Below are 23,176 nucleotides of genomic sequence, written 5' to 3' on the forward strand. Positions count from 1 at the left end.
ATCACCCGCCTCCCTCTGGATGTTCGTCCTCGGTCAGCCGGCAGCCCGGGTGTTGGCAGGTGTTGCCGTGCTCGTTGTACTCCTGCCACGGGTGCGCGCCCGGCTCTCGCGCCTCGGCGAGGCTGGCCATCACGGCATCGGTCAGCGCGTCGATGTGACCGGCGGGGGTGTCGGCGGTTTGCTCAGCAATACGCCGATGCCACTCAACGTCGATCGCTTCACGAATCAGAGCACGCACGGCGTCTTGCTCCATCTCCTGCTTCACAGGACCACCGGACCGCGCTGGTCAGGTTGGAGTCGTTGGATCACCGTGTTGGGTACGAAGAACCCGAGCCGCAGGTTTCCCTGCAACGATGCTTCCAGGCCAGCGTTGCCGAAGTCGTCCCCGCGCCCCCCGTCGAAGCTGCTGTAGTTGCCGCCGGCCTGCGGACGCCAGTTGATCCGGATCAACTCCAACGTCGCATCCACGATGTTGTGCGGCACGACCGTCTTCCCCGCTACGTACATGATCTCGACGTTGCGCAGGCCCGACGGCCACGACCCCGACCGGCGGGCCAGCAGCCCAGACGGCGACCACGTGTAGTCGCCCGCGTCGACCGCCTGCCCGTCGGCGAGCACCTCAGCCACCTCAAGCACAGGCGGACGCTCCAAGATGATGTGCCGACTGCCACCCGACGCAGTCTCGGTGACGGTCCGCCGGGCCACGACCCCCACGACGTCCTCCACCACCGCACTCGCGGACAGGATGAAACCGCGCAACTCCTCATCGTCAGTGGTATCCGTGGCCGGAATGTTCAGATGCCGCTTCACCTCGGCCAGGCCGACGATCGCCGACCACTCCGAGTCGACCGCGTTGACCACGTCCGCGTACGCCGTAGCCGGGACGGTGGTCGACCAGGTCACCACATGCCGGCCCGGCACCGTCGCCACGAAGTCGTGCACCAGCAGCCCGGAGCCGTCCGTCGGTAGGGTCACCGGCGGCTCCGCCACCGTGCCGTCCGGCAGGCGGACTTGCAGCGTCGCCGTCGCCGGGTCGGCTGGCTCACCGGCGGCATCGCGGACGGTGTGCTGGAGGCGGACTGTGCCGCCCACGTCGACCATCAGCCCTGCCTCCTCAGCTCCCGGATTCGCCGGGCGTCATCGCGCAGCCCGTCACGCCGCCACCGGTGGTAGGCGGACCGGTCCCGGCCGTACTGCTCACGGGAGTTGACCCGCCGGTACTGGTCGTCTTGCTCGGCTTTGCCGGCCACCGGATGCATGTGCTCGATCAGCACGTCCGGCAGGTACTTGATGCAGCGTGCGGCCTGACCGAGGGCCAGGATGCTGTTGTCGCAGTACAGGTGCTCGACGGGTGCCGGCACCATGCGGTCGAGCGCCTGGACAATGTCCGACGTCATCGCCCATTGGGTGGGGAGCCCGCCGCCCTGGTAGCCGTCGTCGCCGTACACGATGCCGGTCCGCAGCCGGCGCAGCTCGTCGAGGTAGCGCTTGGCCCAACCGTGCGTGCGCGGCAGGTGATCGTCACCCATGAAGGCGACAGCGGACCAGTGGTGCACCCCGATGGCAGCCATCGCGCACTCGTTCAGCTTGTGCACCATCGGCTTCCATGCGGGTAGCTCGTGGAAGAACACCACCTCGTCCACGCCGCCCAGGGGCAAGTCCGTCACGTAGTAGTCGTCGCGTCGCGGGTCGTCGGCGTCGATGGCGAAGACGAGCTGCGCGTGTTCGTGCGCGCCCGTCTCTCGCCACGCCTTCGCCATCCGGGCCACCGACTCCGGGCGGCCCCGCGACGGCACGATCACCAGCAGGTCAGACATCGGGCACCTCATCAGGGTCGACACCAACATCCACCGCCAGCCGACGCGCTGCGTCGGCCAGCTCCGGGCGATGCACCGCCCATGCCGGCTGGTGACGCAGGCCCGTCCGTTGCCGCATCTCCTCGTGCCGGTTCATCCGCGGCGGCACCGACCGGACCGCCTCCCGAGCTGGACGACTTCGGGCGCCCGCCCACCGCAGCAGCCGGTACGCCCGCCGGGCGTCGAGGTGCTCGATCCGGACCACCCGGGTGGCGTGGGGCAGCGCCGCCCGGGTGAGGTGCAGCCACATCGACAGCGCCGCGTCAGCCGGCGTCGTCTCCTCGTACACCTGCGGAGCGAAACGGCGCAGCGGCCCGTGCGTCGGGTTGCCGGCGTCGTGGGTGAAGAAGCCGATCTCCACCCACGACCGGACCACCGCCAGAGGATGCCGCACCAGCAACACCACCGGGCACGACAGCGGCAGATGCGGCACCGCCATCCACGACGAATCAGCCCGCAGCCCCGCCGGCCACACCGGCGGCCCGTCGGCGTTGAACACCTGCTCGTGGCCGCATGGCACACCAGCAGCCGTCAGCAGCGCCGACAGGTATTTGGTGCCGCAGCGACCCGACCCGGTGACCACCAGCCTCACGACGACTCCGGATGCCACGCGAAGAACGGATGCTCGACCGTTGGCCGGGAGCCGCCCTGCTGGAGCCGCTCGGGGTGCTGCCACGCCGACCCGGCAGGCGAGTACAGGTAGTGGTACAGCACCCGGGGGATGTACTCCTCGGTCCGCAGATGGCGGCGGACCTGCGCCACCCACACCCGGTCCTCAGCCCAGCCCTTCCGCGTCTTCCGGAAGTCGCCCCGCAGCGCAACATCCCGGCGGATCGGGTCGAGGTGCGTCACATCCCGAAGCAACAGACCCTTGGCCCGGTCCCGGTACCAGCGGCGATGCCGCAGGCTGTGATCGCACACCTCCCGCAGATCTCCGTCAACGTGGTACGCCACCTGGAACCCGACGTGATCGGGCCGGGACGCGAGTGCGGCCACGATGGCGTCGACGAAGTCCGGCTCGACCAGGTCGTCGTCGTCGACGAACGACACGTAGTCGGTGCCGGCGTCCCGCATCAGCGTCTGCCGGATGTCGGTCAGCCGAGGTGTGCCGTTGTTCCACCAAGCCAGCACCCGCACCCGGCCGGCATGGGCGTCGAGCTGCGGCAGCAGCACGTCCAGCAGGCGGGCGAACAGGTCGGCGCGTTGACCGATGGTCGGGATCAGGATCGACCACGAAGGGCCGTCAGTCACCGAGCGCCTTCATGATCTCGTCCCGGCTTTTGCCCGCCCATTGCTCTGCCGGGGTGCCAGTGACCTCGGCGGCATGCTTCCGCCACGCTTCCACCCCGGAACCCGGACCCGACGTCGGCGGACGCTGCGGGCCGGCCGGCACCGGCGGCAGGTCGCGCAGTTCACCAGGGGCGGCCGTCGCCTGCTCCACGCCCTCACCTGGGAGGTCGTAGTGCACCCGCAGCGGCTCCCACAGGCGCGGATGGCCATCGACCACCGGATGCCCCTTCCGTCCGATCGTCTGCCCGCGGCGGATCGTGTGCCGCCGACCCTTGTGCATGATCACGCCCGATGTGCGGGCCACCATCAGGTCACCCACGGCGACCCTCCCTCGGAGATTGGCCCGGCCGGCATCCCCTGGGGGTGGAATGCCGGCCGGGGCGAGTGTGGGTCAGGACCCGGCGACCGCGACCCGGAACGCTTCCGGGACGAGGATCTTCGTGCTGTTGCGCCAGCGGGCGTAGATGCCCCGCTGGCCGGTCGGCATCCGGCGCGACGCGCCGAACACGTGCGGCACCAGCTCGACGTTCATGCCGACCCGGTCGACGATCAGGAACTCGGAGAAGTCCCCGAACACCAGGTACCGGCCGGTCGGCGTCGCCGACATCCGCGACGCCTCGTGCGCCGGGTAGCCGATCAGCTCCGACGGCTGCCCCGCCGCGAGCCGCACCCACAGGTCCGCGCCGTCGGTGTCACCGAACTGCCGCACCAGGTTGTAGATGGCCTTGTTCGCCAGCCAGCGGGCGTTGGCCCGCCACCCGGGGTCCAGGCCGTCCTCGCCGGCCTCCATCTCGTACAGCGTCTCGCTGGTGAAGCTGCCGCCGTCGTCGACCTCCGACCCGGCCGGCAGGCCCGCCACGATGCCCTCCGGGTTGTGGCCACCGCCGGAGATCAGCTCACCGTCGCCGTTGATGAACGACTCGGCTTCCTCGTTCTCCTTCGCCCGCTCCAGCATCCGCCGCAGCTCCGTCCGCAGCCGCGGCCAGTCGGCGTCGAGGTCCATCGAGAACGGCACGAACGCGTGCACGGCACTGGGCCGGACGGTCGGCTGGTCGAAGTCCGGCGCGTCGTCGGTGGCCTCCTGGACCTCCGGCGTACGGGTCGCCACCACGCCCTCGGACGTGATGCCCTGCCACTCCTTGCCGACGATCCGCTCCACCCGGGCGATCTGCCGCAGCGGGTTGGTGCTGCCGCCGTCGGTCAGGATGACCGTCGGGTCCAGCTGGAACGGCACCGCGTACCCGCCGTCCGCGTCCGACCCGAGCGACAGCGCCCGCTGCTCCTCACCGGACAGACCGCTCGTGGACCGGGCGATCACCGCCTTGCCGAACGCCCGCTCGTACACCGGGCTGCCGGTGGCGATGATCCGCCGGGCCAGGGTGCCCCGCTCGTCGTCGACCGTGTCGAGCAGCTCCGCCGCACGGGCCTGCGCCGCCTCCCGCTTCGACCCCGGGAACGCGCTGCGCTCGATGACCCGGCGCGCGTTGTCGTGCAGCCGGTCCCGGTACTCCTCGTCCGACCGGGACGCGAACCGGGCCGCCGTCAGGTCGAAAATCTCGTCCTCGCCGCGGCGACGGACGAACTCCGGCGTATCCACGACGCTGCGCTCCACGCCGCGCTCGGCGGCGGCCAGCCGACCCAGCCGCTCCCGGCGGGCCCGCAGCTCCGTCACCGTCGCGGCGTGCTCGTCCCGCTCGGCGTTCAGATCGTTCCACTCCTGCCGGGTGCTCTCCGGCATGAGTTCGTTGGCGTACTCCTCGTCGATCTCCGCCAAGCGCTGGTCGATCTCCTTGATGCGCGCCTCGCGGTCCTCGATGCTGCGGATCTCCTCCGGCATCGTCAGCTCCTGTTCAGTGTCGGGGTGCGAGGTACCAGCTGGCCTCTCGCAGTGGTCGGCCCGAGTGGCGCGCTACCGGCTCGGTGGAACGCTGCCGAGTGGCCGGGGCCGGCTCGGCGGTGGTCTTGCTCTGCCCAGTGACCTCGGCGGCCGGCTCGGCAGTGGTCTCGGTGTCGCCCTCAGCGGGCGGGGTAACGGCGCGGGCCGCCAGCACTTCCAGCAGCTCCGGGAAGGTGCCCGCGATCTCCTCAGCCAAGGCCCGTCGGGCGTCGGCGTCGAACACGCCCAGGTGCCGCTTGATGCAGCGGGCGTCGAGGCCGAACTGGGCGATCACGCCACGCAGCGCGAGAGCGTTCGGGTTGAACGGCGACCCAGCCGGCAGTGACGACCGCACACCGACAGAGGTCTGCTCGTAGGCGGGGAACACCACCGGCCCCAACTCGAACAGCTGCACCTCGGTGATCTCCCGCCGGATCGGGCCACGCTCGCCCGGATCCTCCAGCAGGTCGGCCAGCTCGTCGTCGCGGATCTTCTTGCCGTTGCGGTCGATCCACCGGTCCTGCATCACCCGGAACTTGAACGACATGCCGCGGATCGCGCCGACCTCGATGGCCTGCCGGATGTCCTCCACCCGGGGCGTGTCGAGCAGCCGGCCCCGCACGAACAGGCCAGCATCGTCTTCGTACAGCTCGTCGATGCTGCCGATGGGGGCGGTACCGACCCGCTTGTCGTTGCCGTGGTCGAACTGCATGACCGGCTTACGCTCCCGCAGCGTCTTACGGAACGCGCCCCGCGCCACGGTCTCCTCAAAGGTCCCGGCGTACGACTCGATGACCGTCGGCTGGTCGAAGACGGCCGCGTAGCCCTCCAACGTCCGCCCGTCGGCGCGCTCGCCGTCGCCGGGCTCAACGGCCCGGAACTCGAAGAAATGCGCCCGCACCTGCGAACGCAGCACCTGACGCGGATCCACCGCGACGTCCGTAGTCATGTCGCGCTTCCTCCCTGAGGCGCCTCCCCGGCGCTGTCGTCCCCCTCGCCGGGGGTTTGCAGCTGCACGCTGACCCGGCCGGTGTGCACGAGCCGCGACCAGTCCGAGGTCTGCACCGCCTGGATCGCGCTCTGCGCGGTGAAGCCGTCCCGAACCAACGCAGTGATGGTCAACGCCTCGGTGGACTGCACCTTCGCGGCGTCCTGGGCGTCCATGTGAAGGAACGGGATGCCCTTCGTGGCCACCCACAGGCTCGCCCCGTCGTCCGGCCGGTCGAGCAGCACCTCCAGCGACGCCGCAGCGTGCGCCCACAGGTGCTGGAGCGTGCCGTCCGACAGCCGCCGCCGTGCCGCGGTGAAGTTGCCGGCGTTCAGCGCGCTGCCCTGCAAACCCTCGCTGAATCCGACCCAGGACGGCGGCACACCGGCGGCCGACGCCAGCCGGGACTCGGCCTTGCCCTGGACGACCGCGAAGTCGAGCTGCTTCATGTCGGCGCCCACAGCCTTGGCGTCCGCGCCACCGCCCAGGTAGAGCGTCTTGTACGCGTTCCAGGCACCCTTGTGCTCGGCCTCGAAGACCTCCTTGAAGTCCTTCACGGCCTGCACCGAAATGCCCGGGTCGAACCGAACGACCATGTTCGGTGTCGCCGCGTTGCGCAGGAAAGCCCGCTTGTGGTCGGTCATCAGGTTGTCGCCGGAGATGTCGCGGATCACCGGTGTCAACCAGCTCATGCCCAGGTAGACGCCGTCCGGGTCGGGCAGGGGCGCATAGTGCGCCACCTCGTCCGGCAGCAGCACCGTCATCTGCCCGTTCGGCGGCCGGTAGGCGTAGCCGAGCAACTCGACGTCCGCCGCTTCCTCCGGCCGGTTGGCGTCCTCCTCGGAGCCGAGGATGATGTACATCCACTCCGGGCGCAGCCGCACCAACCGCGACTGCCGATTGCGGCGTAGCCGGCGGGTGTACGAGTTGCCGGCCGTCGTGATGTCCAGCTCCATGCGCGCCAGCAGATCCGCTGTCGTCGCACCCGGCCACGGCCGCTCCAGCACCGTCAGCTCCTGCGAGCCGAACAGGTCCGTCGGCGCCCCGCGCTCCCACCTCGTCCACTGGAAGCGGCCCTGAGCGAACAACTGCATCCGGGCCAACGTCAGGGCGAACACCGGCCCGTTAGACCGTGCCACCTGGCTGAGCGTCGCCCCGATCGCCTCTTCGTTGAGCGTGCCCATCGACGTCTGCAAGAGCGGGTACGCGGTGCCGCCGAAGCTGAACATGTCGGCGAAGTCCTGCATCGACAGGCTGCTCCGCACCGACTCCTCACCCTCCGGCAACCACAACCCGCGCTGATGCGAGTAGGAGGTCACGACAGATGGCCCTCCCTCTCCCTCATCAGGTCAGCGCGAACGGCGTAAACGACGGCGCATGAAGGCGCACCGTGCCCAGAGCCCACACAGCCAGCGACACAGCCACCAGCGGGCAGATGTCCACCGTGATCGACCGGCGATTCCAACCCCAGCCGTCACCGATCGGCCGCTGCGTCGCACCCGCCACCGCCGTCGACAGCGCCGGCTGACCCAGATGCCACAGATCCGGGGCCGTGCCAGCGACCGCGTCGTAGAGCGCCGCAGCAGCGGCGGCCATGTCCGCCGCCCCCGCCCGAACCACCTTGAGCTTCGTGCCGTCAGGCAGCTCGGCACCCTCCGCCTGATCGGCGACCGCCTTGTCCGAACACACGATCACCAGCGGGCCGTGCCGTGCGGCCAGCTCCACCAGCCGCGGCACCACCCAGCCGGTCCCCGGCCGGTGGTCGATCACATCGGCCACCCGGCCGCCAGCCAGGCGCGGACCAGCAGCTGCAATCGCCGCCCACGTCCGATCCGGCGTCACATCCACGGCCAGGGTGATCGGGTCACCCATCACCGCCTGCGCGTCCTGGCGGGCCAGCCAGGCGTTCTCGGCAATGACCTGCCAACCAGTGTCACCACCGGCCCGACGCGGCCAGATACCGAGCCGCTCCCGGGCGAAGTCCTCCGGCGGCATCGACCGCCGCTCCCGGCGCACATGCTCGACGCTGATCCGGATCCCCAACGACGGATTCGCCGCAGCCCACAGCAGCAGATCGTCCAGGTCGACGCCATCGAGCAAGTCGAGGCCGCCGCCCAGACCCCAGTCGCGGTAGCCGAGCGCCGGATCCTGCTCCCACGGCTCATCGTCGGCGCCGCGCGGCGCGGTCGGATCGCCGCGGTGTCGCAGCAGGTACATGACCTCGCCGGTGTCACCGGTCAGCGGCGGCGACGAGGTGTAGACGATCTGCGGGTTCGGCCGCGCGCTCATGGTGGGCATCAGCGCGGACTGCTGCACGAATGTGTACGCGAAGGTCTCGTCGATCAGGTTGACGTCACCACTGAACCCTCGGCCGCTACCCTTCGACCGCGCCACGAACTTGATCCGGGCACCCGTGTCCAACCTCTCGATGGACTCCTCGCCGTTGGTGTTGATCACCTTGAGGAGCACACCGTCCAGGTCGTACAGGTTGTCGTTGAGCTTCGTGCCGAGCCGGCCCACCAGCCAGATCACCCGACGGAACGACTCCATGGCGGTCTTGTACTCGTGCGCCGACCACATGATCAGCCGCTCACCGATCAGCAGCAGACCAGCCAGCGCCCGCGCCTCCAACAGGCAGCCCTTGCCGTTCTGCCTGCTGACCCACTCGCAGAACTCGAAGCACGCCCACCGGCCGTCCTCACGGACCGCCAGCATCGCCGTGATGGAGTCCTCCTGCCAGGTATCCAGCGGCATGCCGGCCCGGCGCATCAGCTCGATAGTCTCCGGGCCGTACGAGTCGACCGAGGCCGGCTGCGTGTCAACCCGTGGCCTGCGTCCGCCGAGCAATCCGAGCGGTGAGGTCCGTGATTCCACCGCCACCGACACCTCCCGGCTGCTCCGGCGGCTTCCTGCCGCCCTGCGGCTGCTTACTGGCCGCCCGGCCCTGCCGCAGCTCCGCCAGCAGCTGCTTGAGCGCCACCGCCTGCTGCCGGGACTCCGCCAACGCGTTGTTCAGCACCACCTTGACGATCGACCCGTCCTCGTTCGCCGAGTGCAGACGCATCCACGCGTCCTCATCGCCCCGGAGGATCCGGTCGAGCACGTCCAAGCGGTCCGCGATCCGGCACGCCTCCTCCAGCAGCACCGCCTCAGCCGGCCGCAGCTCCCCGACCTCGCCGCTGACCTGCTGCCACAGCCTGCGGCCCCGCGTTCCCAACTCCGGCACCGACGTAACGGCGTTACGCCCCTCCGCGACCGTCACGGCCGACGTAACGCCACCCTGTTTCTGCCGCTCAGCACGCCTACGCTCGCGATACCGGCGTTGCCGCTCGGCATTGGTCAGAGCCACCAGGCCGCCTCCAAGATCGAACGCGGGGGGAGATTTCCCTGAGGCGGGGGCGGGTCAGGGCCTGGTCATGATCCGTGCCGACCCCCTCCCCCTGGCCCTCCCGCTCCTGCTCACCAACGTCGCGAGTGACGCTGCGTTGGTGTGTCGCGTCGCGCTCTGCGTAGCTGCGTGCCGAGCCGCGACCCAAGCGAGCGGTTGCAATGAGCATGGAGGAAGCGGCGTGGGCCGTGGTGTCCGCCGAGCGCGCGGGGGATCTCGTGGTCGTAGTCGAGGTCTTGTCCTCGCAGCATCGGCTTGCCGCAGTGGGGGCAGGGGGTGCCGTACGCCTTGGGTAGGTCCCGGGCCCGTGCCTGCTGGTGCTCCCAGCCGAGTCCTTGCTGGGTGGTGGTGGGTTGGCTGCGGTGGGGTTTGCGTGGCGGCATTGGCTGTCACCTCGCGCTGCGTCTGGCGTGGTGGTGTGCGGGCAGGCCGTCACCGACAACAGCCTGCCCGCTTCCCACCCCGCACCCTGCACTGTCCTCGCCCTGGACGTGCGTCAGCCCGGCGGGGACCTGGGTGGTCGACCTCTACCGGGCTGTGGGCATAGTCCACCTGAGCAGTGGATGTGTGAAAGATGATCGCGCGGTCAGGCGGCCTGCGTCAACTCGACCTGCCGGGTGCGTTGCCGTCCGCGTCGTTCGAGGCGGGTGGCGCGTTCCACCTGGGCGGCGTGGTCGAGTCGGTACCAGGTGGTGCCGCGTCCTTGGCCGGGGAGGTGGTGGCCGGGCAGCATGCCAGCGAGCTTGCCCTTTCCCTTGCGGGAGCGGCGTGCCCAGTCGCGGACCCGTTCGGCGGTGATGTCGGCGCCGAGGGCTGCGGCGATGTCGGCTGCCTGGCCGTAGTCGTGCCCGTCGTGATGGATCATGATCTGCCTCCGGCCGCGCACAATAATGGTCATTATGATGCTCGTTTCCTGGTCATTTCCTGTGAATGGTTGACCTTGAAACCCGTTAATGACTGGTATCGGGTGCCATCAGACCGGCACTTACGAGGGCGTCAGTCCGTGCCGCTTCTCGATCTCCTTCGACTGCGCGAGCACCGATTCGGCGGTCCAGCCGTTGACGACAACGGTCGGCGCAGCCTCGCGTGCTAGCCGGAGCGCGGTCTCCTCGTCGAAGCGGTTCGCGGCCTTCCACTCGTCGGTGCGCTCCGACGGGATGGGCTCCCACCACCAGGTGCCGCCAGCGTCAAGGCAGCGCTTTCCGCGTAGGACGGCCCAGAGTCCGTGGCCCCGGTACGCCACGGTGATGGCGAAGATGTCCGCGTCGATGTGGTCTTCGGGGAGCGCGCAGACGGTGTACTCGGTGACTCGCGTGGTGATCTCCACGTTCGGTCCTCTCGGGTCAGTTGGTCGGGGTCGGCGTGGCTGTCGCGGCCGCGCCGATGACGTCTGCGCGCCGCCAGATGTGCGGGGCACCCTCCACCGCCGCCGCCATCCCGCACCCACAGCCGGCACCGACGCACAGCTGTCCGGTGGCGCAGACGACCGTCCACACGTCGACCGGGCCGGCGCACTGCACCTGGAGCTGCCGCTGCCCGCAGTGGGGGCAGGGCACGCCGGGCAGTGGGCGGCGGTTGGTGGGCCAGTCGCCGGGCAGGGCGCGCACCCACGCGTCTTCGTCGGCCAGGTGGCGGGCGACGATGCGGGCGGTGCCGGGCAGCAGGCGGGGGATGGTGTCGCGGATGCGGCCGACGGGGGTGGGGCCGCTGCCGGCGTGAATGGTGTCGGCGAGCCAGCTCAGTTTGCCGTCAAGCCGGCGTAGAAGTTCCAGCCACGTCGTCTCATGCGCCGAGGCCCGGGAGAGCGTCAGCGTGGCGATGACCGGGTCGGCGTGACCGCCCACGGCGTGACGTGACCCGTAGGTCGGGGACGAGATGGGCCCGGCGGCGATGAGGGCTTCGCCGCGCTGCCGGGCCTCGGCGGTGGCGCGGCGGGCGAGGACCCGTTGGGCGTCGCGGAGAGACTCGGCGGCGGCGGCGGCGGTGAGGTGGTGCGGGGTCACGGTGCTCCCTCAGGCTGTGCGGGTGGTGGCTGTGGTGGTGATGCCGGCGGCGACGGCGAGGACCGCGGCGGCGAGGCCGGGCGGGACGGCATTGCTGATCTGGCGGAACCGAGACGTCTTGTTGCCGCGCCACGGATAGTCCGGCGGGAAGCCCTGAAGGATCCCGGCCTCGCGGTAGCCGACCTGCCGGGTTTCCTCGCCGACCCAGCGGAGGTTGCCCGGCCGGGAGCACATGATCGTGGCGGCGGGCTCGTCGAGGGTGCGGGTGGTGGCGTTGGGCCGGGCGTCGTGGGCGAGCGTCCAGCCGGTGGCGTAGCTGTTCGCCTGGCCGTACGCCCAGCGCGGTGCCCGGTTGCCGGAGACGGTGCGGGCGGGCCTGTCGACACCATCCCAGCCGAGGGCCTCGCCGATGGTCACCCATGGCCGGCGAACGCCGAACAGCACGCTGGCCGGTGGGTTTGCTTCGTGGGTGGTCTCCGGCTGGTGGACGGGCCGGAGGCGGGAGGCGATGAGGATGGCCCGTTCGCGGGTCTGCGGCACCCCGTAGTCGGCGGCGTTGAGCACCCCGGTCCAGGTGGAGTAGCCCCAGCCGCGGAGGCTCTCCTGCGCGCACCGTGGGAACCGGGGCGGTGTCGAGCCGGGCCATGATCCGGTCGCGTTGCTCGTCGAGGTGCCGCAGCTCCGCCAGGGTGTCGGCGTGCCCACCGAGCCGCTGCCGGAGTCGGGCGTTCTCGGCGGTGAGCAGTTCGAGGCGGTGGCGGAGGACGTCGCGGGCTTCGCGCATCTCGTCGAGCTGCTTGGCGAGCTGGCCGGCGGTCTGTTCCCACTGGTCGCGGTCGGCGCGGGCCTGCTCCAGCTCGGTCCAGCGGGTGGCGAGGCGGCGGGCGAGGCTGTCGCGTTCCCGCTCGGCTTTCTCGGCGCGGGCGCGCTGTTGGTTGCGGTCTTCGATTGCGTCGTCTCGTTCGCCTTCGGCGGTGGCGGCTCGGGCGTCGAGCTGGGCGCGTTCGGTCTGGGTGAGGTAGGTGGCGAAGTCGGTCATGGTGGTCTCCTCAGGCGGGCAGGTGGACGGTGGTGGCGTCGATTGCCCCGGCCGGCCGGTAGGGGGCGACGGCGGGGCGGCCGTAGCCGGCGGCGCGGAGCAGGGTGATGGCGTCGGCGAGCAGCATCCGAACGGGGAAGCCGTTGGGAACGGCCGGTTCGTTACCGGCAGCCAGGCTGGCGAGCTGGAAGGCGGGCATGACCGCCCACCACCGGTGCGCGTTCTGTTCGCCGACTGCCCGGCGCTGCACCACCAGGACTCCGGCGTCGGCCTTGGCGTTGACGGTCTGGGTGGCCAGTTCGGCGAGCCAGCGTTCGATCTGGAGGTCGCTGGCGGCGCGGGCCTGTTCGCCGCCTTTCACGGACCAGCAGATGCCGGGGGTGCCGGTGAGGTCTCCGGCGTCGTGGGTGCCGCGGAGTGCTCGGCGTTCGCATTGGGGGAAGCCGTTGGCGGTGAGGATCTTGACGACTGCGGTTTCGGCGGCGGTGCCGATGTCGCGTGGGCGGCGCTTCATGGCTGCGTCTCCTTGCGGGTGCGGATGGCGGGCTTTTGGCGGCGGAGTCGGTCGAGGGCTTCGCGTTGCCGGGTGGCGAGGTCGGGGAGGCCCTGTTGCGCTGCGAGCTGGTCGAGGTATTTGGCAGCGATGGGGCCGACGGGCTCGGGCTCGGAGGGGTGGACATCGGGGGTGGGGGGTGGACAGGTGGACACGTCCACCCCCCACCCCTGGCGGGGTTGCCTCGCGCGCGTCGTGTAGTCAGGGGTTTTTTTGTTAGTTGATCTTTCTTTTATATGGTCAGGGCCGTTATGACGCTCTGTAGTCATTTCGTCACTCATCCCCCGGACCCCCGTTTTCGGCCCCCAGGGGTGGACACGTGTCCACCTGTCCACCCCCCCTGTCCACGCGCGCCGGACCCGGCGTCAGGTAGCGGTCGTCATCAATGCGGACCCACCTCAGGGCCTCGGCGTGCGCCAGGCCCGGCTCGAACCAATCCCGGTCCCGAGCAGCCAGCAGCTTGCGCAACTTGCCCTTCGCGATCCGCTCCCGCTCGCGGACCTTGTCGCAGATCCACGCCGCCACCCGCTCCGTCGACGAGTCGACACCGCGCTCCGCCAGCCGAACCGCTACGGCCTCCTGGCGGCGCCGCTCGATCTGAGCCAGCCGGTTCCGCTCCGCCTCCTGCCGACCGAACTCGATCAGCCGGTCCCGGACCGCACACGACGTCGCCCAGATCAGCCCGCCGAGCTCCCAGTCGTCCCAGGTGACCTCGAACCGCTCGTCGAGCAGCGCCAGAAGGGCGGCGAGCTTGCACCGCATCAGCGGCACATGCGAGTCCAGTTCGTCGACGACGACCTCGCCGCGCTGTCGGGCCAACTGCTCACGCCGCAGCTGCGCTCGCAGGTCCGGCGGGAACGACACCACTGCCGCGCCGGCCGGGCCGGGCTCGCCGAGAGTGATCCGGACCGGATCCGGAAGCGGCACCGGCTCGTCGGGGATGTTCGGGTCGATCGCCGACAGCCACAGGAAGCGCTGCGGGGTGCCCGGCCCACCGTCGGCGAGCAGATCCTGGGCGATGTTCGGCTGGTAGCCGATCAACAGACCCATCGAGTAGGAGCCGTCCGGCAGGAACCGGGTGTTCTCCTCGCGGGCGTTGGCCTGCCCGAGCGCACCACCGGTCCAGGCGGTGCGGATCGCCATGCCGACGGTGGTGCCCTGGCGTTCCTTCATCATCTTCGTGAGGGTCTGACCCTCGTCGGCGTAGAAGAACGCGTTGTGGCGGACCTGGGCGCGGACCTTCTCCGTCTTCGGTTCGCCCTTGCGGTCGAGTTCGCCGGTTTCCCGCTGGATCCAGCCCATGTACGCCTCGGCCATGCCTTCGCCGGTGCCGAGACCGATGCCGTCGCGGAACAACTCCGGGTCGCTGCTGCCGTCGAGGCGGGCCAGGTAGCGGGGCGGCAGCAGCAGTCGGGTGGCGGTGCGCATCGCTTCGGTCTTGCCGGCACCGGACGGGCCGATCAGGTTGACGAACGTGTTGAGCGAGCCGGTCGGGCCGCGGCCGGAGTCGAACTTGATCCGGTGGTCGACCATGGCCCCGGCCCGGGCGAGCATCGACCCGAGGACGGCGTCGGCCGAGGTGATCGACGCCCAGGCGGCCTCCCGCACGGCCTTGAACAGCGGCCGGGCGGACCAGAAGTCGTCGGGTAGGTTGACCAGCGGCACGGTGGTGGCGCCGGCGTTGAGTGCCTGGGTGGCGACGTCGGCGGCGGGTTCGTACCGCTCCCAGCCTTCGGGCCACAGTTCGGAGTCGTAGGCGGTGCCGACGATGGTCTCCTGTGCCTCGGCGGCGGCGAACGCAGCGTGGTGTGGGTCATCAGGTGGGAAGGGGTTGAACCCTTCGGCGGTAGTGGTCATGCCGCCGCCTTGAGGTGCCGCACCGGCTCGCCGGTTTCCCAGTCGACGGCGCCGCCGGGATAGATCCGGTACGGGCGGCGTTCCCGCTTGGCCCGTGCCCGGGCGGCCTGGTCCATTGCGGCCAGTTCGTCGGCGACCCGCTGCTCGAAGGTGCGGCGCAGGGTGTCGGCGTCGAGGGCGGTGCAGTGGGCACGGGCCACGTCGTCAAGGACGGTGGCGGTGCGCCCGGCGTCGTACGCCAGGTGCATCAGGTAGGCGACCTGCTCGCGGGTGAAGGTCTGTTGAGGGCCCTGTAGGGCGGCGCTGGCGGCGAGGATGCCGCCGGCGCTCGGGGCGGTGCTGGTCATCAGGTCCCCCCTGGGTGGTCGTGTGCTGGTGGTGGTGTGGCGCCCTGCCGCGACGTGAGCGCGGGTGTCCCGGCCGGTTCCGGTGTCAGGGCGGGCCGTCATCAGGCGCCCTGGTTGCGGATGCGGTTGGCGATGTGGTTGGCGGTGCTGCCGGAGATGTGCAGCCGGTCGGCGATGGCGGCGGAGGTGAGGCCGCGGGCGAGTCCGACGGCGATGGCCCGGTCACGTTCGGCGCGGGTGAGCCGCACCTGCTGGCCGGTGAGGGCCAGGTCGACGGCGATCTCGTCGATCAGGTCGTCGTCGGCGCTGCTGTTGCCGAGGTCGGGTTGCGCGGTCGGGTCGTCGATGGTGTCGTCGTCCCACACCAGCGGCCCGTGCCATCCGTTGCGGGTCGCCTCGTCGCGGGTGCGCTGGCAGGTGCCGGGGATGTGTGACAGCCGGTCGTACAGGTCACGGATGGCTTGGGCGCGGACCGCGCTGATGTCCGGGTAGCGGCGCCGCCGCCACCGGCGGACGGACTGTCCGCTGACGCCCAGCTCGGCGGCGAGCTTGACGACGGGGTGCCCGAGGGCGGTGAGCGCCTGCAACCGGCGGGCGACACCGGTGCCGTCGATGCGGTCGTATCCGGTGGGCTGGCGGGGTGCGACGGCCAGGCGCAGGATTTTGTCGCTGGTGTGGGCGTACATCTGGGTGACCAGCCCGGCGGCGAGGTTGTCGACGACGGAGCGGCCGACTCCGGCGGTGGCGGCGATGCGGCGTTGGCTCCATCCGGCGAAGAGCAGGTCGGTGACGCGTTGCCGGGCGGGTTGGGCGTCGACCATGCCGCGCCAGGTGCCGTAGGCGACGAGTCGGTGGCGGACGCGGCGGCGGTGGGCGGAGCGTTGCCGGCATCCGGTGCAGCCGCGGGTGTATCTGCTGTGCTGGTCGCAGGTTTGGCGCAGGCTGCGCTGGGCGGTGGCGGTCATGGGTCAGCCCTGCTCGGACGGGACGGTCAGGCTGCCGGCGGTGACCCGGACAGGCGGGAACGCCTCGTCCTGGCTGATCTCGCCCCGCCGCAGCGAACCGAACAGGATGTCGAGCTGGGCGTACTCTTCGCCGCCCCACTCGGGCCGGCGTACGCCGAGCTTGTCCTCCAGCTGCTGGACGGTGATGCCCCGCTTGGCGTACGCACCGACGGCGGCGTCGATCTTCTTGTCGAGGTCGGGTGCCGGGCCGGCGAGGGTGGCCCGGCACAGGTCCTGTGCTTCCTGGGTGAACCAGCCGGGCAGTACGGCGAAGATGGCCTCACGGACTCGCCGGGCGCCCTGGTTGGCGTTGTTCTCGTAGATGTCGCGCAGGTCGGTGATGTCCTTGGTGCCGCGCTGGGTGTCCTTGCGGTGCGGCACGATGAAGATCGACGCACTGCGGGTGTTGGTTTCGACGTCCCACGCGAATGCCTGCATCTCGCTGATGCCGGCGGCGTCGTCGCGGCGCAGCTCGGCGACCCCGTACTGGATGTTGCCCCAGCATCGGGCCAGCTCCCGGGCGAGGTGGATCGACGGACCGGACACTGCCTGCCCGGCGCGGGGGAAGGAGAAGAACGCGCGGCCGGCGAGGGCGGGCTGAGCGCAGGACCGGCGCATGTCGGTGATCGCCCGGTCGACGTCGCGGGGCATCTGCTTGGCGGCGACGACGGCGGCCTGGACTTCGGCGATGGCGCGGGACTGTTCGATGGCGGTGGCCTGGCCGAGATGCGCCGGGGTGGGCAGGTTCGGGGTGGTGATGCGGTCGATGGCGTTGGTCACCAGATCTCCTTGGTGTGCTGCCGCTCCACCCATGCGGGCAGGGCGATGGATTCGATGTCGTTGGAGAAGCCGGGCCAGGTGTCGGTGCGCTGGCATGCGGCGAACAGGTCGATGGCCTGCCGGTTGAGGTCGCGGCCGACACGCTCGGCGACCGGGTTGAGCTGCACGGCCCGTACGAGGTGCGGCGGGTCCTTCTCGACGAACACGAAGACGAACGCCGGGTCGGGGGCGATGCCGAGCGCCTTGACGCCGTCCAGGTAGAGGGCTCCCTGCTGGTGGTAGCCGTACCGGTCGATGGCCCGCTGCAACGGCTCGTCTTCGGCCGACTCGCAGCTCTTGAGGTCGACGACGATGACGCGCCCGGTGACCCGGTTGCGAAGGAAGTCGAGACGTCCCCGCAGCCAGGTTCCGGTTGCCTGGTCGACCCAGAACAGGGACTGCTCCGGGTCGCCCGCGCCGGGGTGGAGCAGGTTGACGGCGGCGTCGTGGTTGCGGACGGCGGCGGCCATGTTCTGGGCGGTCTGGTAGTCGGCTTCGAGCAGCGGCACCTTGCCGGCTGCGGTGAGGGCGTCGCGTTCCTCGCGTGCGGCCTTGGTGCGCCAGTTGTCGGCGGCGACGGCGACGGGTTCGGCGCCGCGGCCGAGGACGAGGGTGTGGAACGCCTTGCCGAGTTCGAACTCGGGTCGGCTGGGTGGCGGGTTGAGCTGCTGGTATCGGAATTTGGCGGGCCGGGTGCGGAGGATCTTCCGTGCGCCGGTGGACGAGAGGCTGCCGGCGGGCACCGGATCGGCGTGATAGGCAGCCTCGGGCATGTCGGGCCAAATGCCGGGTTCGGTGACGGTGATGGTCGCGGTGCTCATGCCGCCGCCCCCTGTCCGGCCTTGCGGGCGCGCAGGATCTTGTTCCGCTCCTGCTTCGTGGTGCCGCCCCAGACGCCTTCCTCGCGGTTGGTGAGCGCGTACTGGAGGCATACGGTCTTGACTTCGCAGCGCCGGCAGATGCGCTTGGCCTGCTCGGGTGAGCCGCCTTTCTCTGGGTGGAAGGCGTCGGGGTCGGTCTGGTTGCAGAGGCCGCGGTCCTGCCAGGCGAGGTCGCGGCTGCCGAGGATGAGTCGCAGGCTCACCGCACACCTCCGCGGCGGGCCGGCTTGCAGTCGCCGGTGTGGCACCAGTGGTGCAGGAGGGTGCACTTGTCGGCGATGGTTTCGTCGGCGCGTTCGGCGGCGTGCGTGGCCGGGTCTGCGTCCAGTTGATCGAGGGGGCGGGTCCAGTCGATGTGGGTGAGGTGGGTGAGGTTTTCGCGGCGGCAGGTGATGCACAGGGGGTTGCCGAAGGTGTTGCCGGTGGCGGCGTGGACGGTGATGACGAGGGGGGTGAGCTGGTTGTGTTCGTCGAGGTAGGGGACGGCGGCGAGTCCGTCGAGTAGGTGTTCGCCGAGGATGGGTGGGATGGCGGGGTCGCGGTTGAGGGTGATGGTGGTGAGGGTGCTCATCGGACACCTGCCAGGGCTTCGTAGATGCGGGCGGGCTCGGAGACGGCGATCCGCAGCACGCCGAGGTGCGGGTCGTGGACCTCGACGTGCGGGGCGGAGGCGATGGCGGGTCGCTCGGCCTGCTCGGGCTGGTTGGTCGCGCGGAGGGCGGTGATCCAGCCGGTGTCGGCGCCGGGGTGGTCGGGGCCGAACAGCCTGGTTTGCCAGTCGGCGGCGAGGTAGCGGAGGGTGCCGATCCGGGCGGGAGTCGTGGTGGTCATCGGGTCACCTCGGCGAGGTTGCGGGTCGGGTACTGGTCCCAGGTGCGGCCGTCCAGCTCGCGGCCGGCGGCCTTCTTGCCGTACCGCCGGATGGCCTCGGACTGCTCGTGCCCGGCCTGCACCTTCCAGCCGCGCCAGGGCCGACCGGCCAGCGCGCCGCCGATGCTGAGTACCTGGCACCGGTTGTCGTCGGTGACGTAGTCGAAGGGCCGCTGGATCGGCGCCCACTCGCCCCACTGCTTGAAGAAGAACGGCACCTCGGCGTTGACGCACTCGTCGCGGAGGTCACGCGCCCACTGCGGATGCATCGGCCGCGATCGGGGGCCGGACTCACCGCCGACGACAACCCAATCGATGCCGCCGTCGACGAGCGCGTCCTTGTCGGTGCGGTCGAGCTGGACCGGCCCGAGCAGCGGCTCGCAGGACAGCCAGCGGACGGCGGCCGGGGTGTCGATGAGTGCGGGGATGCGGAGGTTGGCGCGCTGCTGGTCCTCGACTGAGACACCCAGCCAGACGTTCGGCAGAGGCCAGGTAGGCAGATCGCGGGCCGGCCCGTTCAGGTCGAGGACGCTCTCCCGCAGGAGCACGGACGAACGCCACTCGGCGTTGTTGAGCAGCGAACGCATCCGGCCGTGCCGCTTCGTCAGCACCTGGTAGGTGTGCTGCGGGGTGGCGGCCATGACGGCGAACACCTTGGCGATGAACTCGTCGGGCACGTCGGCGTGGAACAGGTCCGACATGGAGTTGACGAAGATTCGCCGGCCGCGCTTCCACCGCAGCGGCTGGTCGAGGCGCTCGGGGCGCAGGACCAGGTCGAAGCCGCGCTCGAAGTGGTGGCCGGGGATGCCACGCCACCGCTCGGCGAACGTCTCGGCGTAGCAGTTGTCGCAGCCGGGGCTGACCTTGGTGCAGCCGGTGACGGGGTTCCAGGTGGCTTCGGTCCATTCGATGGCGCTGTTGTCGCTCACGGCTTGTCCTTCCGGGCTTCGGTGATGCGCAGTTCGGCGTGCCGCTCGACGTCGCGGCGTGCGGTGGCGCGGCGGCGGGCGGGTGGGGTGAGGAGTGCGGCGGCCAGGGCGGTGACGGCCTGGACGGCCATGTGGAGGCGGGTGGGCCGGTCAGCCATGGCGCACCCGCTCGAACAGCAGGTCCAGTTCGTGGCGGGCGCGGGCGGCGAGGTTCTCTGCCGGGTCGTGCCAGGTGCCGGCGGGCGCTGAGGGGCAGCGCAGTCGGCGTTGGAGTTGGCTGCCGCGCATCCAGGTGAACGGGTTGAGGGCGAGCCATTGGCGGCGTTTGCGGGACCAGGCGATGCGCCGGCCGCAGTAGTCGCATTGGGCGAGGTGGATGCTGGGGCGGTGGCGGTCAGCCATGGCGGACCGTCCGGCGCATGTCGAGGTAGTAGGCGGTCAGCCGGTCCACGGCCGCCTGGTAGCGGCGCTTGTGGTCGGCGGCAACCTGCTGCCGGTGTTCGATGGCGTCCGGTGGGATGGCGGTCAGTGATGCCTGCTGGGCGTCGAGGGCCTGCCGCAGCCGCCGGAAGTCGGCGTGGGTGCGGTGGATGGCCCGCCGGTAGCCGGCCGCGTAGGCGGCGAACAGCAGCAGGGCGGCGGCGAGTCCGACGACGACGGCGGTCAGGTACGTCACGACGCACCGCCGCAGGAGCAGGTGGAGCAGTGACGGCGGGGCCTCGTCTCGACGACTGGTGCGCCGTCGCGCTTGCGGCGGTGCTCCCGCACCGCGCCGGCCGCCTCACCGAGCGACATTCCGCCGCGAGCGACCGCCGCCTGCTCGTCGTCGGACAGTTGGAGCAGGGCGATCCGGTTGCGCACCCATGCCGGGGACTTGCCGATGAGGCGGGCGATCTGCTCCCGGCCCATGTTCATGTCCCACATCAGGTGGTGCAGCGCCTGCGCTTCGGCGATGGGGTCGAAGCTGCGAGCTTGGGTGTGCATGGCGAGCTGGCGGACGATCCGCTCGGCGTTGCCGGGTGTGCGGCGCAGCACCGCGTCGACGGTGGGCAGCCCGGCGAGCTTCACCGCCGACAGCCGGCGGTGGCCGTCGATGACCCGGTACCGGTCGGGGCCAATCTGCTCGACGATGAGCGGGATCTGCTGGCCGAGGGCGGAGATAGAGACGGCGAGTTCGGAGACGTCGCCGACCTGCCCGCGGGCGTTGGGCCCGGGGTGTACCTGCTCAGTGGGGATGCGCAGTAGCGCACCGTCGAGGATCTGGGCGTGGACGGCCATCTCAAGCCACCTCCCTCAGTGCCGGGTCGACCAGCGGCAGCAGGCCGGGCAGGTGCGGCGGCAGGGCGACAACCGGCCGGGTCGGGCGGTAGTAGCGGAGGACCTCGAGGACGTCCTCCGACTCCAGCTCGTCGCGGCGCGACCACGATCCGAGGGCCTGTGCGGCGGCTGCCGGGGTCAGGTCGCCGTAGGGGCTGAGGTGGTGGAGTGCGTGGGCGACGATGTCGCTGTCGAGGCCCAGGTCGGCGGGGGTGAGTGGGGCGACCAGCCGGGCGGTGGGGTGCCAGGGGCCTTGGGGGACGCCGTCGGGCATCGTCATGACGCACCGCCCGTGAGGATGTGGGCGGGCAGGACGTCGAGGGCGACGAGCCGCTGCACGGCCTGGCGGACGGTCGCCGCCCGCACGGTGGTCGGGTAGAAGCTGTGTCCGTCGCTGGAGCGACGCACCGTGATGGTGCTGGCGTCCCATGTGACGTTGATTCGGGCGTCGTCGAGGTCGTGGGCGTTGACCCAGCCCCAGCACTCCTTGTGCGTCCAGCCGGTGGCGCGTGCCCAGCGGCGGATGCTGACGAGCAGGTGCCGGTCGTCGGCGGGGGCTGATCGGGGCGCTCACCGGGCACCGTCCTGGGTGCGCACGGCGTCGATCGCGGCCTGCGTCTCGGCCTGTCGGGCGCGGATCCGGGCGAGGGCCTGCTCGGCGGTCATCTCACCCGCGTCGACGAGCTGACCGATCGCGACGATGGAGCCGTGTAGGGCGTTGTTCAGGGCGCGGGTGAGATCGTTGGTCCCGTTCATCGGGTACCTTCTTCCTGATCTGGCGCTCCGCTGCTTCCTTGCCGGGATGGCGGGGCGCTAGGTGTTTCCGGGGCCGGATGGCCGCCGGGGTGGTGCTCAGGCGGCGAGGTCGTGCGCCGGGTCGTACTTCCGCTGGGCGGCTACGCGGCTCGTCGTCCACTCCCACCTGTGGCGGTGAATCCAGAGCTGCACGCCGGGCAGGCGGTCGCGGACGAACAGGTAGATGCGCAGGTAGTCCGCCCGGCCAAACAGGGCGATTGCCGGTGTGAGCCGGGTCTGCCCGGCGTAGCCGAGCACCTGCCGAACCGCGGTTCGCCACTGCTTGGCTGGCTCGACCTCGAAGACGATGCGTTCGGCAACGACGTCCGCTCGGCCCACCGGCAGCTTTACCTCGCACGCACCGCGGGTCTGGTCAGCGAGGGCGGCGATGTAGGGCCCCTCCCCCGTGGTTGGCATGTTCTGCGGCCATCGGCCGTAGAGGAGCAGCCCGGTTGACGTCCTGATGGGCTTGCGGAGGGTGTTCATGCTGCGACCTCGGCCGGCTCGCCGCTGGCGGAGGCGAAGGCGGCGAGGTGGTCTCGGTGGACCAGCCGACGGCGGCCGACCTTGCGGCTCTTGAGTTGGCCCGTATCGATGAGCCGCCACACCTCGCGCTCGGAGAGACTCAAGAGTTGAGCCACCTCAGGCACCGGGTAGAGCAGTCGATACGGGATGGAGGACTCCCCGTTCTCGGGGATCTGAGGGTCTTCATTCCCGAACATGGGGACAGACTACGACTGCCAGCGTTCCCCGAACAAGGGGACACGTCAGATTTTCGGTCATCATTCGGCTAGGCATATCTGCCGTATCGTGTGACCCATGCATGCCAGTTCAGCCAGTGTCATCGACGAGCAGACTCGTCCTGAGCACCGTCGCCGAACTCGGGCATCTGCCCGATCTCGGGAGAGTCGTCCCGACTTCGGGACCTATCTTGCACCCATGGCTTCCCTCGAAGCGCGTCGTGCTGCCTTCGGCCGCTTCGTCGCCAAGGCCCTCGAAGACGCCAAGCACCGGCGTCTCAGCATCAAGGAGATCGAACGTCGCACCGGCGTGGGCTCGACCACCTTCTACCGGTGGCGCGACGGCGAATGGTCGAAGGACCCACGCCCCAGCCAGGTCGACTCCTTCTGCGAGGGCCTGGAGATTCCGTCGCGGGCTGCGTACCGGGCGCTCGGGTGGGGTGTCGACGGCAAGCCCAGCACCGAGCCGGACACCGCCTTCGAGCCGGAGCTGCGGGCCATTCAGCGGGAGCTGATGAACCCGGGAGTGCCGGACAGCCGTAAGGAGTCGATCCGGAACATGCTGCGGCTCATCATCGGCCAGGGCGGGACTAACGGCCGGAAGGCCGCAGGCCAGGACTGACC

General features: G+C 70.5%; 36 protein-coding genes. 2 read left to right on the plus strand and 34 right to left on the minus strand.

All coding sequences use genetic code 11. From position 1 onward, the window contains the following. Position 1: 1 nt before the first annotated feature. The 15 genes from O7624_RS13580 to O7624_RS13650 all read right to left on the minus strand — a co-directional run bounded on the left by O7624_RS13580 (position 2) and on the right by O7624_RS13650 (position 12,106). Positions 2–265: a hypothetical protein gene (locus tag O7624_RS13580; protein ID WP_282240265.1), complete on the minus strand. Its 264-nt coding sequence runs from the start codon at positions 263–265 to the stop codon at positions 2–4. Further along, positions 262–1,101 (minus strand): hypothetical protein, encoded by an 840-nt coding sequence (locus O7624_RS13585; RefSeq protein ID WP_282240266.1) that lies wholly within the window; start codon positions 1,099–1,101, stop codon positions 262–264. The genes O7624_RS13580 and O7624_RS13585 overlap by 4 nt, the downstream gene beginning before the upstream one ends. Continuing rightward, positions 1,101–1,817: a hypothetical protein gene (locus O7624_RS13590; protein ID WP_282240267.1), complete on the minus strand. Its 717-nt coding sequence runs from the start codon at positions 1,815–1,817 to the stop codon at positions 1,101–1,103. The genes O7624_RS13585 and O7624_RS13590 overlap by 1 nt, the downstream gene beginning before the upstream one ends. Continuing rightward, positions 1,810–2,448, minus strand: a complete 639-nt coding sequence (locus O7624_RS13595; RefSeq protein ID WP_282240268.1) for a hypothetical protein — start codon at positions 2,446–2,448, stop codon at positions 1,810–1,812. Before O7624_RS13595 ends, O7624_RS13590 begins: the two co-directional genes overlap by 8 nt. Then, positions 2,445–3,107 (minus strand): glycosyltransferase family 2 protein, encoded by a 663-nt coding sequence (locus tag O7624_RS13600; protein WP_282240269.1) that lies wholly within the window; start codon positions 3,105–3,107, stop codon positions 2,445–2,447. The genes O7624_RS13595 and O7624_RS13600 overlap by 4 nt, the downstream gene beginning before the upstream one ends. Continuing rightward, positions 3,100–3,465, minus strand: a complete 366-nt coding sequence (locus O7624_RS13605; protein WP_282240270.1) for a hypothetical protein — start codon at positions 3,463–3,465, stop codon at positions 3,100–3,102. Before O7624_RS13605 ends, O7624_RS13600 begins: the two co-directional genes overlap by 8 nt. Positions 3,466–3,537: 72 nt before the next feature. Then, complete coding sequence (locus O7624_RS13610; RefSeq protein ID WP_282240271.1) at positions 3,538–4,983, minus strand: phage major capsid protein; 1,446 nt, start codon at positions 4,981–4,983, stop codon at positions 3,538–3,540. Positions 4,984–4,996: 13 nt separating this feature from the next. After that, complete coding sequence (locus O7624_RS13615; RefSeq protein WP_282240272.1) at positions 4,997–5,971, minus strand: HK97 family phage prohead protease; 975 nt, start codon at positions 5,969–5,971, stop codon at positions 4,997–4,999. After that, entirely contained in the window at positions 5,968–7,329 is a 1,362-nt protein-coding gene (locus tag O7624_RS13620; RefSeq protein ID WP_282240273.1) for a phage portal protein, read from the minus strand. The genes O7624_RS13615 and O7624_RS13620 overlap by 4 nt, the downstream gene beginning before the upstream one ends. Positions 7,330–7,354: 25 nt before the next feature. Continuing rightward, positions 7,355–8,884, minus strand: a complete 1,530-nt coding sequence (locus tag O7624_RS13625; protein WP_282240274.1) for a hypothetical protein — start codon at positions 8,882–8,884, stop codon at positions 7,355–7,357. Beyond that, positions 8,829–9,272: a hypothetical protein gene (locus O7624_RS13630; protein ID WP_282240275.1), complete on the minus strand. Its 444-nt coding sequence runs from the start codon at positions 9,270–9,272 to the stop codon at positions 8,829–8,831. Before O7624_RS13630 ends, O7624_RS13625 begins: the two co-directional genes overlap by 56 nt. Positions 9,273–9,984: 712 nt before the next feature. After that, the gene (locus tag O7624_RS13635) at positions 9,985–10,263 is read right to left on the minus strand and encodes a hypothetical protein (protein WP_282240276.1); all 279 of its coding nucleotides are present in this window, start codon (positions 10,261–10,263) and stop codon (positions 9,985–9,987) included. Positions 10,264–10,383: 120 nt separating this feature from the next. Beyond that, positions 10,384–10,725, minus strand: coding sequence for a hypothetical protein (locus tag O7624_RS13640; RefSeq protein WP_282240277.1), 342 nt, complete (start codon positions 10,723–10,725; stop codon positions 10,384–10,386). A gap of 16 nt (positions 10,726–10,741) precedes the next feature. After that, a complete protein-coding gene (locus O7624_RS13645) occupies positions 10,742–11,401 on the minus strand; it encodes a hypothetical protein (RefSeq protein WP_282240278.1) in 660 nt (219 codons plus the stop codon). A gap of 9 nt (positions 11,402–11,410) precedes the next feature. Next, positions 11,411–12,106, minus strand: a complete 696-nt coding sequence (locus tag O7624_RS13650) for a DNA cytosine methyltransferase (protein ID WP_282240279.1) — start codon at positions 12,104–12,106, stop codon at positions 11,411–11,413. Between O7624_RS13650 and O7624_RS13655 the strand changes: the two genes are divergently transcribed. After that, positions 12,099–12,548: a hypothetical protein gene (locus O7624_RS13655; RefSeq protein ID WP_282240280.1), complete on the plus strand. Its 450-nt coding sequence runs from the start codon at positions 12,099–12,101 to the stop codon at positions 12,546–12,548. The genes O7624_RS13650 and O7624_RS13655 overlap by 8 nt on opposite strands. Here O7624_RS13655 and O7624_RS13660 read toward each other — a convergent pair. The 19 genes from O7624_RS13660 to O7624_RS13750 all read right to left on the minus strand — a co-directional run bounded on the left by O7624_RS13660 (position 12,451) and on the right by O7624_RS13750 (position 22,534). After that, the gene (locus tag O7624_RS13660) at positions 12,451–12,954 is read right to left on the minus strand and encodes a hypothetical protein (RefSeq protein ID WP_282240281.1); all 504 of its coding nucleotides are present in this window, start codon (positions 12,952–12,954) and stop codon (positions 12,451–12,453) included. The two genes, O7624_RS13655 and O7624_RS13660, sit on opposite strands and share 98 nt — an antisense overlap. 312 nt (positions 12,955–13,266) lie before the next feature. Beyond that, entirely contained in the window at positions 13,267–14,850 is a 1,584-nt protein-coding gene (locus tag O7624_RS13665) for a hypothetical protein (protein WP_282240282.1), read from the minus strand. After that, positions 14,847–15,197, minus strand: a complete 351-nt coding sequence (locus O7624_RS13670) for a hypothetical protein (protein WP_282240283.1) — start codon at positions 15,195–15,197, stop codon at positions 14,847–14,849. The genes O7624_RS13665 and O7624_RS13670 overlap by 4 nt, the downstream gene beginning before the upstream one ends. Positions 15,198–15,298: 101 nt before the next feature. Beyond that, on the minus strand, positions 15,299–16,162 hold the full coding sequence (locus O7624_RS13675; protein WP_282240284.1) for a hypothetical protein: 864 nt from the start codon (positions 16,160–16,162) through the stop codon (positions 15,299–15,301). 3 nt (positions 16,163–16,165) lie between these two features. Then, positions 16,166–16,981 carry a hypothetical protein gene (locus O7624_RS13680; protein WP_282240285.1) on the minus strand — a complete coding sequence of 272 codons (816 nt, stop codon included), beginning with the start codon at positions 16,979–16,981 and terminating at the stop codon, positions 16,166–16,168. Continuing rightward, positions 16,978–17,841, minus strand: coding sequence for a PD-(D/E)XK nuclease-like domain-containing protein (locus tag O7624_RS13685; RefSeq protein WP_282240286.1), 864 nt, complete (start codon positions 17,839–17,841; stop codon positions 16,978–16,980). The genes O7624_RS13680 and O7624_RS13685 overlap by 4 nt, the downstream gene beginning before the upstream one ends. Beyond that, the gene (locus O7624_RS13690; protein ID WP_282240287.1) at positions 17,838–18,104 is read right to left on the minus strand and encodes a WhiB family transcriptional regulator; all 267 of its coding nucleotides are present in this window, start codon (positions 18,102–18,104) and stop codon (positions 17,838–17,840) included. The genes O7624_RS13685 and O7624_RS13690 overlap by 4 nt, the downstream gene beginning before the upstream one ends. Next, positions 18,101–18,472 (minus strand): hypothetical protein, encoded by a 372-nt coding sequence (locus tag O7624_RS13695; protein WP_282240288.1) that lies wholly within the window; start codon positions 18,470–18,472, stop codon positions 18,101–18,103. Before O7624_RS13695 ends, O7624_RS13690 begins: the two co-directional genes overlap by 4 nt. Continuing rightward, a complete protein-coding gene (locus tag O7624_RS13700; RefSeq protein ID WP_282240289.1) occupies positions 18,469–18,732 on the minus strand; it encodes a hypothetical protein in 264 nt (87 codons plus the stop codon). Before O7624_RS13700 ends, O7624_RS13695 begins: the two co-directional genes overlap by 4 nt. Further along, positions 18,729–19,700, minus strand: coding sequence for a phage Gp37/Gp68 family protein (locus tag O7624_RS13705; RefSeq protein WP_282240290.1), 972 nt, complete (start codon positions 19,698–19,700; stop codon positions 18,729–18,731). Before O7624_RS13705 ends, O7624_RS13700 begins: the two co-directional genes overlap by 4 nt. Continuing rightward, the gene (locus tag O7624_RS13710) at positions 19,697–19,858 is read right to left on the minus strand and encodes a hypothetical protein (protein ID WP_282240291.1); all 162 of its coding nucleotides are present in this window, start codon (positions 19,856–19,858) and stop codon (positions 19,697–19,699) included. The genes O7624_RS13705 and O7624_RS13710 overlap by 4 nt, the downstream gene beginning before the upstream one ends. Next, positions 19,851–20,102: a hypothetical protein gene (locus O7624_RS13715; RefSeq protein ID WP_282240292.1), complete on the minus strand. Its 252-nt coding sequence runs from the start codon at positions 20,100–20,102 to the stop codon at positions 19,851–19,853. Before O7624_RS13715 ends, O7624_RS13710 begins: the two co-directional genes overlap by 8 nt. Next, entirely contained in the window at positions 20,095–20,376 is a 282-nt protein-coding gene (locus O7624_RS13720) for a hypothetical protein (protein ID WP_282240293.1), read from the minus strand. Before O7624_RS13720 ends, O7624_RS13715 begins: the two co-directional genes overlap by 8 nt. Then, positions 20,373–20,978: a ParB/RepB/Spo0J family partition protein gene (locus O7624_RS13725; RefSeq protein WP_282240294.1), complete on the minus strand. Its 606-nt coding sequence runs from the start codon at positions 20,976–20,978 to the stop codon at positions 20,373–20,375. Before O7624_RS13725 ends, O7624_RS13720 begins: the two co-directional genes overlap by 4 nt. 1 nt (position 20,979) lies before the next feature. Further along, positions 20,980–21,297, minus strand: coding sequence for a hypothetical protein (locus O7624_RS13730; protein WP_282240295.1), 318 nt, complete (start codon positions 21,295–21,297; stop codon positions 20,980–20,982). Beyond that, positions 21,294–21,425: a hypothetical protein gene (locus tag O7624_RS13735; RefSeq protein ID WP_282240296.1), complete on the minus strand. Its 132-nt coding sequence runs from the start codon at positions 21,423–21,425 to the stop codon at positions 21,294–21,296. Before O7624_RS13735 ends, O7624_RS13730 begins: the two co-directional genes overlap by 4 nt. Before the next feature lie 162 nt (positions 21,426–21,587). Continuing rightward, the gene (locus O7624_RS13740) at positions 21,588–21,773 is read right to left on the minus strand and encodes a hypothetical protein (RefSeq protein ID WP_282240297.1); all 186 of its coding nucleotides are present in this window, start codon (positions 21,771–21,773) and stop codon (positions 21,588–21,590) included. 96 nt (positions 21,774–21,869) lie between these two features. Beyond that, positions 21,870–22,298, minus strand: a complete 429-nt coding sequence (locus tag O7624_RS13745) for a hypothetical protein (RefSeq protein ID WP_282240298.1) — start codon at positions 22,296–22,298, stop codon at positions 21,870–21,872. Next, positions 22,295–22,534, minus strand: coding sequence for a helix-turn-helix domain-containing protein (locus O7624_RS13750; RefSeq protein ID WP_282240299.1), 240 nt, complete (start codon positions 22,532–22,534; stop codon positions 22,295–22,297). The genes O7624_RS13745 and O7624_RS13750 overlap by 4 nt, the downstream gene beginning before the upstream one ends. Positions 22,535–22,751: 217 nt before the next feature. Between O7624_RS13750 and O7624_RS13755 the strand changes: the two genes are divergently transcribed. Further along, positions 22,752–23,174: an XRE family transcriptional regulator gene (locus tag O7624_RS13755; RefSeq protein ID WP_282240300.1), complete on the plus strand. Its 423-nt coding sequence runs from the start codon at positions 22,752–22,754 to the stop codon at positions 23,172–23,174. Positions 23,175–23,176 lie beyond the last annotated feature (2 nt).

The sequence above is a fragment of the Verrucosispora sp. WMMD1129 genome, from assembly GCF_029581255.1.
In the GTDB taxonomy this organism is placed as follows: Bacteria; Actinomycetota; Actinomycetes; order Mycobacteriales; family Micromonosporaceae; genus Micromonospora; species Micromonospora sediminimaris.